General features: G+C 68.9%; 9 protein-coding genes and 1 riboswitch. Of the genes, 5 read left to right on the forward strand and 4 right to left on the reverse strand.

From position 1 onward, the window contains the following. Positions 1-40 precede the first annotated feature (40 nt). From ACFYWI_RS01425 to gcvT, 4 genes are all read right to left on the reverse strand, one after another. A complete protein-coding gene (locus ACFYWI_RS01425) occupies positions 41-1,408 on the reverse strand; it encodes an L-serine ammonia-lyase (protein WP_389223690.1) in 1,368 nt (455 codons plus the stop codon). A 142-nt stretch (positions 1,409-1,550) separates the two neighbouring features. Then, the gene (gene glyA, locus ACFYWI_RS01430; protein WP_389223694.1) at positions 1,551-2,816 is read right to left on the reverse strand and encodes a serine hydroxymethyltransferase; all 1,266 of its coding nucleotides are present in this window, start codon (positions 2,814-2,816) and stop codon (positions 1,551-1,553) included. Positions 2,817-2,839: 23 nt separating this feature from the next. Then, the gene (gene gcvH, locus ACFYWI_RS01435) at positions 2,840-3,214 is read right to left on the reverse strand and encodes a glycine cleavage system protein GcvH (protein ID WP_389223697.1); all 375 of its coding nucleotides are present in this window, start codon (positions 3,212-3,214) and stop codon (positions 2,840-2,842) included. Between the two features lie 58 nt (positions 3,215-3,272). Then, positions 3,273-4,400 (reverse strand): glycine cleavage system aminomethyltransferase GcvT, encoded by a 1,128-nt coding sequence (gene gcvT, locus ACFYWI_RS01440; RefSeq protein WP_389223700.1) that lies wholly within the window; start codon positions 4,398-4,400, stop codon positions 3,273-3,275. A gap of 151 nt (positions 4,401-4,551) precedes the next feature. Further along, positions 4,552-4,649, reverse strand: a riboswitch (glycine riboswitch). Positions 4,650-4,833: 184 nt separating this feature from the next. Here gcvT and ACFYWI_RS01445 point away from each other — a divergent pair. The 5 genes from ACFYWI_RS01445 (at position 4,834) to ACFYWI_RS01465 (ending at position 10,906) form a co-directional block, all read left to right on the forward strand. Then, positions 4,834-5,499, forward strand: a complete 666-nt coding sequence (locus tag ACFYWI_RS01445) for an AAA family ATPase (protein ID WP_389223703.1) — start codon at positions 4,834-4,836, stop codon at positions 5,497-5,499. A gap of 437 nt (positions 5,500-5,936) precedes the next feature. Next, positions 5,937-6,707 carry an enhanced serine sensitivity protein SseB gene (locus tag ACFYWI_RS01450; RefSeq protein WP_389223706.1) on the forward strand — a complete coding sequence of 257 codons (771 nt, stop codon included), beginning with the start codon at positions 5,937-5,939 and terminating at the stop codon, positions 6,705-6,707. 232 nt (positions 6,708-6,939) lie between these two features. Then, a complete protein-coding gene (locus ACFYWI_RS01455; RefSeq protein WP_389223709.1) occupies positions 6,940-7,740 on the forward strand; it encodes an enhanced serine sensitivity protein SseB C-terminal domain-containing protein in 801 nt (266 codons plus the stop codon). 353 nt (positions 7,741-8,093) lie between these two features. Further along, positions 8,094-9,092, forward strand: a complete 999-nt coding sequence (locus tag ACFYWI_RS01460; protein WP_389223712.1) for an ABC transporter permease — start codon at positions 8,094-8,096, stop codon at positions 9,090-9,092. Positions 9,093-9,151: 59 nt separating this feature from the next. Next, positions 9,152-10,906: an ABC transporter substrate-binding protein gene (locus ACFYWI_RS01465; protein ID WP_389223715.1), complete on the forward strand. Its 1,755-nt coding sequence runs from the start codon at positions 9,152-9,154 to the stop codon at positions 10,904-10,906. Positions 10,907-10,938 lie beyond the last annotated feature (32 nt).

Consider the following 10,938-nt stretch of genomic DNA (forward strand, 5'->3'; position numbering starts at 1 on the left):
GTGCTGAAAGACGTAAAAACGCTGCTCAGGGCCTAGATCCTCAGCACTCGATGATGTTCACGGCGAGGCCGCCGCGTGCCGTCTCCTTGTACTTCACCGACATGTCCGCGCCGGTCTCCTTCATGGTCTTGATGACCTTGTCCAGCGAGACCTTGTGGCTGCCGTCGCCGCGCATCGCCATCTTCGCGGCCGTGACGGCCTTGACCGCCGCCATGCCGTTGCGCTCGATGCACGGGATCTGGACCAGGCCCCCGACGGGGTCGCAGGTCAGGCCCAGGTTGTGCTCCATGCCGATCTCCGCCGCGTTCTCGACCTGCTCGGGGCTGCCGCCGAGCACCTCGGCGAGCGCGCCCGCCGCCATCGAGCAGGCGGAGCCGACCTCGCCCTGGCAGCCGACCTCGGCGCCGGAGATGGAGGCGTTCTCCTTGAAGAGCATGCCGATCGCGCCCGCGGCGAGCAGGAAGCGGACGACGCCTTCCTCGTCGGCTCCCGGCACGAAGTTCATGTAGTAGTGCAGGACCGCGGGGATGATGCCGGCGGCGCCGTTGGTCGGCGCGGTGACGACCCGGCCGCCCGCGGCGTTCTCCTCGTTCACGGCCATCGCGTAGAGCGTGATCCACTCCATCGCGAGCGCCTGCGGGTCGCCCTCGGAGCGCAGCTTGCGGGCCGTGTTGGCGGCACGGCGGCGGACCTTGAGACCTCCGGGCAGGATGCCCTCGCGGGACATGCCGCGGGCCACACAGGCCTGCATGACGTGCCAGATCTCCAGCAGCCCCTCGCGGATCTCGTCCTCGGTGCGCCAGGCCTTCTCGTTCTCCAGCATCAGGGCGGAGATGGACAGCCCGGTGTCCTTGGCGAGCTTCAGCAGCTCGTCGCCGGTGCGGAAGGGGTACTGCAGCACGGTGTCGTCGAGCTTGATCCGGTCCTCGCCCACGGCATCCTCGTCCACGACGAAGCCGCCGCCGACCGAGTAGTACGTCTTCTCCAGCACGGTGGCGCCCTCGGCGTCGTACGCGAAGATCGTCATGCCGTTGGCGTGGTACGGCAGCGCCTTGCGGCGGTGCAGGACCAGGTGCTCGTCGAAGTCGAAGCCGATCTCGTGCATGCCGAGGAGGTTGAGCCGTTTGCTCGTCCTGATCCGCTCGACCTGGGCGTCGGCGCTCTCGACGTCGACGGTTCGCGGGGAGTTGCCCTCCAGGCCCAGCAGGACCGCCTTGGGGGTGCCGTGGCCGTGGCCGGTCGCGCCGAGGGAGCCGTACAGCTCCGCGCGTATGGCGGTGGTGTGGGCGATCAGTCCCTCGTTCTTGAGGCGGCGGGCGAACATACGCGCCGCCCGCATCGGGCCGACCGTGTGGGAGCTGGACGGGCCGATGCCGATCGAGAACAGGTCGAAGACCGAAATGGCCACGGGGGTACTCCTCAAGGTTGGTAGACGCCGTTGTCTGCCGGGGGTGGTGCAGAGAACACAGGGCAGTACGTGGTGCGGGGCACCGCACCCACTGACCAGTGTGCGCGGTGCCCCGTTCTGTTTTGCTTCGGGCTCGAAAGGATTACTTCGTCAGCCCAGGGTAAAGCGGGTGCTTCCCGGCCAGGGCCGTCACGCGGGCGCGCAGGGCCTGGACGTCGTACGACGGCTTGAGCGCCTCGGCGATGATGTCCGCGACCTCACGGAAGTCGTCGGCCTGGAAACCGCGGGTGGCCAGCGCCGGCGTGCCGATCCGCAGACCCGAGGTGACCATCGGCGGCCGCGGGTCGTTCGGGATGGCGTTGCGGTTGACCGTGATGCCGACCTCGTGGAGGCGGTCCTCGGCCTGCTGGCCGTCCAGCTCGGAGTTGCGCAGGTCCACCAGGACCAGGTGCACGTCCGTGCCGCCGGACAGCACGGAGACACCGTGCTCGGTCACGTCGGTCTGGACGAGACGCTCGGCGAGGATGCGGGCACCGTCGAGCGTACGCTGCTGGCGCTCCTTGAAGTCCTCGGAGGCCGCGACCTTGAAGGAGACCGCCTTCGCCGCGATGACGTGCTCCAGCGGACCGCCCTGCTGGCCCGGGAAGACCGCGGAGTTGATCTTCTTGGCGAGCTCGGCCGTGGACAGGATCACACCGCCGCGCGGACCACCGAGGGTCTTGTGCGTGGTGGTGGTCACGACATGGGCGTGCGGCACCGGGTTGGGGTGCAGACCGGCGGCGACCAGACCCGCGAAGTGGGCCATGTCGACCATCAGGTACGCACCGACCTCGTCGGCGATCCGGCGGAACGCCGCGAAGTCCAGCTGGCGCGGGTACGCGGACCAGCCGGCCACGATCAGCTTCGGCTTGGACTCCTTGGCGAGGCGCTCGACCTCGGCCATGTCGACCTGACCGGTCTGGTCGTCGACGTGGTACGGGACCACGTTGTAGAGCTTGCCGGAGAAGTTGATCTTCATGCCGTGGGTCAGGTGGCCGCCGTGGGCCAGGTTCAGGCCCATGATCGTGTCGCCCGGCTTGAGCAGGGCGAACATCGCGGCCGCGTTCGCCTGCGCGCCGGAGTGCGGCTGCACGTTGGCGTGCTCGGCCCCGAAGAGCTCCTTGATGCGGTCGATAGCGATCTGCTCGACCACGTCGACGTGCTCACAGCCGCCGTAGTAACGGCGGCCCGGGTAGCCCTCGGCGTACTTGTTGGTGAGGACGGAGCCCTGGGCCTCCATGACCGCGACCGGGGCGAAATTCTCCGAGGCGATCATCTCGAGGGTGGACTGCTGACGGTGGAGCTCGGCGTCGACAGCGGCGGCGACGTCCGGGTCCAGCTCATGGAGAGGGGTGTTGAGAATCGACATCACTCGGTCCCTAGGGGTCGTGGTCAGCTGGCGAAGTCGGTGTACTCGTCCGCGGAGAGCAGGTCCTTCGGCTCCTCGCTGACGCGCACCTTGAAGAGCCAACCGCCCTCGAACGGGGCGGAGTTCACCAGCGACGGGTCGTTGACGACGTCCTCGTTGGCCTCGGTGACCTCACCGGAGACGGGGGAGTACAGGTCGCTGACCGACTTGGTGGACTCCAGCTCGCCGCAGGTCTCACCCGCGGTCACGGTGTCGCCGACCTCGGGGAGCTGGACGTACACCACGTCGCCGAGCGCGTTGGCCGCGTGCTCCGTGATGCCGACCGTCGACACGCCGTCCTCGGCGGCCGACAGCCACTCGTGCTCCTTGCTGTAGCGCAGCTGCTGGGGGTTGCTCATGACCTGAATTCTCCTGTACGCGGGGGAGTGCTGGTGAACGAAGAGAGGGTGCGGACGATCACTTCTGGCGCTTGTAGAACGGCAGCGCGACGACCTCGTACGGCTCGTGTGTTCCGCGGATGTCCACACCGACACCCGGCGTGCCGGGCTCGGCGTGTGCCGCGTCCACATAAGCGATGGCGATCGGCTTGCCGAGGGTGGGGCTCGGGGCCCCAGAGGTGACCTCGCCGATCACCGGGGCGTCGGCTCCGCCCACGGCAACGACAGCCATCCCGGCGCGCGGGACGCGGCGGCCCTCGGCGATCAGGCCGACCAGCTTGCGCGGCGGGCTGGCGGCGGCGCGCTCGGCGGCGGCCCGGAGGGCCTCGCGGCCCACGAAGTCGCCCTCCTTCTCGAACTTCACGACCCGGCCGAGACCCGCGTCGAACGGCGTCAGGGCGGTGGTCAGCTCATGCCCGTACAGCGGCATGCCCGCCTCCAGGCGCAGCGTGTCGCGGCAGGAAAGACCGCACGGGATCAGACCGGCCGGGGCTCCCGCCTCGGTCAGCGCCTGCCAGAGCTTCTCGGCGTGCTGCGGCTCGACGAACAGCTCGAAGCCGTCCTCGCCGGTGTAGCCGGTGCGGGCGATCAGCGCCGGGATGCCGGCGACGGTGCCGGGCAGGCCCGCGTAGTACTTCAGTCCGTCCAGATCGGCATCCGTCAGCGACTTCAGGATGCCGGGGGACTCCGGGCCCTGGACGGCGATCAGCGCGTACGCGTCACGGTCGTCGCGGACCTCGGCGTCGAAGCCCTCCGCGCGCTCGGTCACGGCGTCCAGGACGATCTGCGCGTTGCCCGCGTTGGCGACGACCATGTACTCGGTCTCGCCGAGGCGGTAGACGATCAGGTCGTCGACGATCCCGCCGTCCTCCTGGCAGATCATCGTGTAGCGGGCCCGGCCGACCCCGACGGAGCCGATGTTGCCGACCAGCGCGAAGTCGAGGAGCTCGGCGGCCTGCGGGCCGGTGACGGTGATCTCCCCCATATGGGAGAGGTCGAAGAGGCCGGCCTTGGTGCGGACGGCGTTGTGCTCGTCGCGCTCACTCCCGTACCGAAGCGGCATGTCCCAGCCCGCGAAGTCGGTCATGGTCGCGCCCAGCGAGCGGTGCAGGGCATCGAGAGAGGTGAGACGGGGGGCGTTGCTCATAGATGTGGCTCCCAGGGCATGGCCAGGCGAGGACAATCCTCCCCATCTGTCATCGGAACCTGAGAGGTTCGCCTCGACTACGCGGAACGGGTAGTCGTGACTTGCACCTTGGGTGGAGCCACTCGACAGCGGCTCGCTTTTCAGATCTGCCTCATCGCACGCGGTACGGGGCCTGAGAGATTCAAGGGAGGAACTTGCTCCTTCGGCGCCCGCCACACCAGGTGGCCGGGACTCTCCCGCGCGGATTCAAGCGGCCGGTATGCAGTTGGCGCGCACATCATTGCACGCATCGGGGAAGAGTGGGACAGGTGACCCGGGAGCGCGTCGCCGTCGGGCCCGGGGTGTCGCACAGCGGTAAATAGGTTGAGCGGCATTACCATTTCTTTACGCTTCATGGGCAAGGGTGTGGATGAACCCGACATGGGGGAGGGTGATGACGATGCAGCCGTCCGGTGCGTATGCCACGACCACGGGGGTGCCCGCTCAGCCGGGCATGCCCGCTCGCCTGGCAGGGGCGCCCGCGCCGGTACTGCGCGACCTGAGGGACCGCTCGGGGCGCAGCCCGCACAGCCTCGTCTTTGCCGCCGGTGACGTGGTGGTCGTCTCCGGACTGCCGGGCAGTGGAAAGTCCACGCTGATCCACCGGGCCGCGCGCGGCCTCGGGATCGACTCGCAGGACACCCGGGACCGGTGGGATGCCCTGATGCCGCGCCTGCTGCCGTACGCCCTGTACCGCCCTTTCGTCCGGATCGCCCACTACGCGGGCCTGCGGCGCGCGCTGCGCTCGGGCAGGAGCGTCGTCGTCCACGACTGCGGCACCCAGGCCTGGGTGCGGCGCTGGATCGCCCGCGAGGTGCGCAGACGCGGGACCGGGCTGCATCTGGTCCTGCTCGACGTCACTCCGCAGGTCGCCCGCGCGGGTCAGCGCGAGCGCGGCCGCGGCGTCTCCGGCTACGCCTTCGCCCGCCACCGCCGGGCGGTCTCCCGCCTCCTCACCGCCGCGCAGTCCGGCCGACTCCCGGCCGGCTGCACCTCGGCGGTACTGCTGGACCGCGAGGCGGCGGGCACGCTGGCGCGTCTCGGATTCACGGAGAAGTAAGGCCCTGCGCGGGCCCGCCGCGCGACGCCGGGCCCGGCATGCCTGCGCCGTGCGCTCCTCGGCCGGGCGGGCCCGGCCCGGTAGCCCGGGCGCTGCCGGGCGAGAAGGGCCCATGCGCTGCGGTTGTGCGGGGGCGATCGGAGGGCCCTCGGCCCGTTCGGCGACGGCTCGGGCGACGCGGGGCCCTGCCCGGCCCGGGCTCGTGGGGCCGTGCCGGGCCCGGCGGGCGACCGGGCCCATGTCGGGTGCCCGGACCCGTTGGCAGGCGCGCTGCGGCGTGCTCGCCGAACGGACGGCCCTCGGCCGGCTCCGCGACGGACGGGCCATGCTGAGGTCCGGGGCCCGGACGCCTCGGCACGTATCGTGCCCGCGGCGTTAAGGTCGGGGGCGCGACCCCCGGGATTGGCGGGGGAGGACCGGGGGAGAAGGACACGCGCATGGAGCTTTCGCAGCACGCCCACCCGCACCCGTACAGCGGCTGGCCGGGCAATGAGCTGGAAGAGGTGCTCGGCGCCTCGCTCGGCAATCCCGCCGCCGGCGGGCGGCTGGTCGAGGTACTCGGCCGCAGCCTGATCTGGATCCCGCTTCCCAACGGCGGCGGCCCCGGCAGTCCGAATCTCGATCTGCCCACCATGGAGATCGACGGCGCACCCTACGTCCCCGTCTTCAGCTCCGAGCAGCAGTTCCTCGCCTGCGTCGGCAGCCATATGCCCTTCACCGTCGCTCCCGCCCAGGAGTTCGCCCGCGGACTGCCTCCGCAGCTCGGCATCGCCGTGAACCCCGGCGGCACCGTCGGCGCTCCGCTGCCCCCGCCCGCCGTCGCCGAGTTGTGCCGCCTGGGCCGCACCGCCCTGGAAGGGCCCGCGACCGGTGGCCGGGTGCGGCTGTACGAGCCGGACTGGCAGGAGGAGCCTGTCGACTTCCTTGCCGCCGCGGCCGGCGAGTTCGAGGCCATCGGCGTCGTGCTCAGCGCCCGCCGCGCCCTCGCCTCCGTCGAAGGCGACGCCCCGGCCCTCTTCATCGGTGTCCAGGTCTCCTCCTTCGAGGGCTCCGACCGCAACGCCCCGATGGACGCGCTCGGCCGTGCGCTGGGCCGGGTACAGGTGAGCTGGCCGGTCAACCTCGTCCTGCTGGACATAGCGCAGGACCCCGTAGCCGATTGGATGCTGGAGCGGGTGCGGCCCTTCTACCGACGCCGGCACGCCTAGGGCCTCTTTTCGGATCTTCCGGGCTCGCGTGCCCTGGCACGCTCCCCACAGCCTTCGGGCTCGGGAGGTGCCCCCAGCACCAGACCCGCTCAGTGTCCGGCCTGATCCGAGAGAAAGGCACTGCCGTCAAGTAGGTGCCAGGACGGCCGATTAAGCTGGTTTCATGGCCGCCTGACCGGATGGCTGTGCCGAATGTCGGATCGCAGAGGACTTCAAGAGGGGCGGAACCAGGGTGAGCGCGTCAGGCACCGCGGCGACCGGGCAGGTCGAGCACATGCTGCGCCAGGTGACACCCGGACGCTATGACGCGTACGAGGCACTGCTGCACGCACTCGCCGACCCGGCGGGCGGCCGGATCTGGATGCTCCTGTGGCACGGGCAGTCCGGATCGCCCGATGCCCAGTACGGAAACATGGAGGTCGACGGCGTCGGCTACGCGCCCTGTGTCACCTCCGCCCAGGAGCTGTCCGTCTCCGGCTGGAACCGCGCGCACGAAGTGGTCACCGGACGCGACATCGCCCGTGCCCTGTACCCCGAGGGCTGGGGTATCTGGCTCAATCCGCATGCCCCGGGCGGCGGCGTCGGTATTCCATGGCTGGATCTGCGCAGGATCGCCACCGGACTCGACCGGATGCCGGCAGGACCTCTGCGGCTGTCCGAGCCGGCCATCGAGATCCCGCAGTTCTATGCTCTGCTCACACAGAACGCGCATCGCACTCCCGCGGTCCGCTCGCTGCGGCGCGCCTGGGTGCAGCCCGCGGTCGGGGCTGCGTATCTCGCCATCGGGCTGGATCTGTACGACACGAGCCCCCAGTCCGTCGACGCGGTGCGCGCGATGATGCACCAGTCGGTCGGCGCCGTGCCGGACGGCCTGCCGGTCTCCACGGTGGCGATGTCCGACGAGTACGACCCGGTCACGATGTGGCTGCGGGCCAACGCCCGGCCTTTCTACGACCGTGAGGCCCACGGCGGCTCCCCCGCCCCCGCGGGCGGCGGCTACGGGTACCCGCCGCCGGCCCCGCGCGCCTACTGACGCGTCTGCCGCCCTGCCACCACCGGGCGCCGATCTGCCGCCGATCGTGGCCGCACGCTGAGACAGTCACCGCGCGTAAGGGTGAGAACCACCCTCTTACGCGGGGGTAGTTGTGCCCTCCGACCCGCTCAGCAGCCGGTTGCGTCCGGATAACGGAAGCTCGCTGCCCGCATCACGGTTGCGCAAACATTCACCGCCAGGTCTGGCGGGTGATCGCAAACCCGTTGAAGACTCCCGGCTAACGAGGGCCTTCGGTCCTTTGTGCTAACTAGCACCAACTGATGCGGGACAGGCCGTTACAGCGGCAGTTCATGGGGGGCCGGCCACCGTCGGCCGAGAGGGGTCAAAGGCACGTGACCGCACCGATCGATACCTCCGGCTCGGCCGCCGAGGCACAGCCGGAGGCAGTACTCGCGGGGGCCGGGAAGGGAAAGATCGAGGGCCGTTCGCTCGGCCAGATCGCCTGGACGCGGTTCAAGCGTGACAGGCTCGCGGTCGCCGGCGGCATCATCGTCATCCTGCTCATCCTGGCGGCGGCGCTCTCCCGGCCGCTGCAGGCTCTTCTCGACCTGGACCCGAACGCGTTCCAGCAGGACCTGGTCGACCCCAACACCTCGCTGCCCAAGGGCGACTTCGGCGGCATGAGCTGGGATCACCCGCTGGGTGTGGACCCGAAGTTCGGCCGTGACATCTTCGCCCGCATCCTCGAAGGCTCCTGGGTCTCGCTCGTGGTCGCCTTCGGCGCCACGATCCTGTCCAACGCCATCGGCACGATCCTCGGACTCGTCGCCGGCTACTACGGCGGGCGGGTGGACTCGATCATCAGCCGTCTGATGGACACCTTCCTCGCCTTCCCGCTGCTCCTCTTCGCCATCGCCATCTCGGCGACGCTGCAGGGCGGTGCCTTCGGGCTCGAGGGTCTGCCGCTCCACATGAGCGTGCTGATCTTCATCATCGGCTTCTTCAACTGGCCCTACATGGCCCGTATCGTGCGCGGCCAGACGCTGGCCCTGCGTGAGCGCGAGTTCATCGACGCCTCGCGCGGCATGGGCGCCCGCGGTCCGTACATCCTGTTCAAGGAGCTGCTGCCGAACCTGGTCGGACCGATCATCGTCTACGCGACGCTGCTCATCCCGACCAACATCATCTTCGAGGCGTCGCTCAGCTTCCTCGGCGTCGGCATCCAGCCGCCGCAGGCGTCCTGGGGCGGAATGCTCAGGGAGGCGGTCGACTACTTCCAGGTCGATCCGCAGTACATGCTCGTCCCTGGCCTCGCGATCTTCATCACCGTACTGGCCTTCAACCTGCTCGGTGATGGCCTCCGGGACGCGCTCGACCCTCGCAGCCGCTGATGTCTGCCGGGCCAGAGTCCCAATCAAGTTTGTCGACAGTGAAGGGGAACCCGACCATCATGCGAAGGTCAGCAGTGGCCGCTCTCGCGGTCATCAGCAGTGCGAGCCTGCTTCTCGCCGGCTGCAGCAAGGCCGAGGACGGCGGCAGCGAGAACACCGGCAAGGCTGCCGGCGCCAACGCCGCCACCACCGGCGTCGTCAATGCCTCGGACAAGAAGGGCGGCACGGTCACCTACGCGATGGCCGATGCTCCGGAGTCCTTCGACCCGGGCAACACGTACTACGCCTTCATCTACAACTTCAGCCGCCTCTACGCGCGTCCGCTGACGACCTTCAAGCCGGCCCCCGGTGAGAAGGGCAACGAGCTGGCCCCGGACCTCGCCGAGTCGATGGGTGTCCCCAGCGACGGCGGCAAGACCTGGACCTACAAGATCCGCAAGGGCGTCAAGTACGACGACGGCACCGAGGTCACCGCCAAGGACGTCAAGTACGCCGTCGAGCGCTCCAACTTCGCGCGTGACACCCTCTCGCTCGGTCCGAACTACTTCCAGCAGCTCCTGGATGACCCGGACAAGTACAAGGGCCCCTACAAGGACAAGAGCGACAAGGGCCTGTCGTCCATCCAGACCCCGGACGACCACACCATCGTCTTCAAGCTCAACAAGCCGTTCGCGGACTTCGACTACCTGGTCAGCGCCCCGCAGACCGCCCCGGTGCCGAAGGCCAAGGACAAGGGCGTGGACTACACCAAGTCCATCGTCTCCTCCGGCTCGTACAAGTTCGAGAGCTACAAGGACGGCCAGTCGGTCACTCTGGTCCGCAACGAGAACTGGGACGCCAAGACCGACCCGCTGCGCAAGCAGTACCCGGACAAGATCGTCCTGAACCTGAAGGTCGCGCAGGCGACCATCGACAAGGACCTGATCGCCGGTGACCTCGTGGCCGACCTGGCCGGGCGTGGTGTCGACACCCAGACCCAGGCGCAGATCCTGGCGAAGCCGGACCTGAAGGCCTCCACCGACAACGCGCTCGGCGGCCGTCTCGTCTACACGGCGATCAACTCCAAGGTCAAGCCGTTCGACAACGTCGAGTGCCGCAAGGCCGTTCAGTACGCCATCGACAAGGTCTCGGTGCAGACCGCGATGGGCGGTCCGATCCGCGGTGACATCGCCTCCACGGTGCTGCCGACCGACATCCCGGGCTACGAGAAGTTCGACACCTACGCCACCCCGGACAACAAGGGTGACCAGGCCAAGGCCAAGGCTGCCCTGAAGGCCTGCGGCAAGGAGAAGATCTCCACCTTCATCTCCGCGCGCAGCGACCGCCAGAGCGAGGTCGACGCCGCCACCGCCATCGTCCAGTCGCTGGGCAAGGTCGGCATCGAGGCCAAGATCAAGCAGTACCCGTCGAGCAAGTACTTCTCCGACTACGCGGGTGTTCCGAAGTTCACCGAGAAGGAGAACATCGGTCTGATCATGATGCAGTGGGGTGCCGACTGGCCGACCGGCTACGGCTACCTGCAGCAGATCGTGCACGGCAAGGCCATCGGCCAGTCCGGCAACACCAACCTGTCGCAGCTGGACGACAAGGCGATCAACAAGCTCCTCGACGACGCGATAGCCAACACCGACGAGGCGGCCCGCAACAAGGCCTACGCCGAGATCGACAAGAAGGTCATGGACCAGGCGGTCATCGTCCCGCTGTCCTATTTCAAGGTCCTGCTGTACCGCTCGTCGCACGGCACCAACATGGTGTCGACGGCCGCCTTCAGCGGTCAGTACGACTACCTCAACATCGGCACGACGAAGAAGTAGCCCCGGAAGGCAGGTGAAGGCATTGGTGCCCG

The sequence above is a fragment of the Streptomyces sp. NPDC002889 genome, from assembly GCF_042888425.1.
In the GTDB taxonomy this organism is placed as follows: Bacteria; Actinomycetota; Actinomycetes; order Streptomycetales; family Streptomycetaceae; genus Streptomyces.

Bases quoted from the DNA above. Each gene is read 5' to 3' on its own strand.
- glyA (WP_389223694.1), bottom strand. From the start codon at position 2,816: ATGTCGATTCTCAACACCCCTCTCCATGAGCTGGACCCGGACGTCGCC.
- gcvH (WP_389223697.1), bottom strand. From the start codon at position 3,214: ATGAGCAACCCCCAGCAGCTGCGCTACAGCAAGGAGCACGAGTGGCTG.
- gcvT (WP_389223700.1), bottom strand. From the start codon at position 4,400: ATGAGCAACGCCCCCCGTCTCACCTCTCTCGATGCCCTGCACCGCTCG.
- ACFYWI_RS01445 (WP_389223703.1), top strand. From the start codon at position 4,834: ATGACGATGCAGCCGTCCGGTGCGTATGCCACGACCACGGGGGTGCCC.
- ACFYWI_RS01450 (WP_389223706.1), top strand. From the start codon at position 5,937: ATGGAGCTTTCGCAGCACGCCCACCCGCACCCGTACAGCGGCTGGCCG.
- ACFYWI_RS01465 (WP_389223715.1), top strand. From the start codon at position 9,152: ATGCGAAGGTCAGCAGTGGCCGCTCTCGCGGTCATCAGCAGTGCGAGC.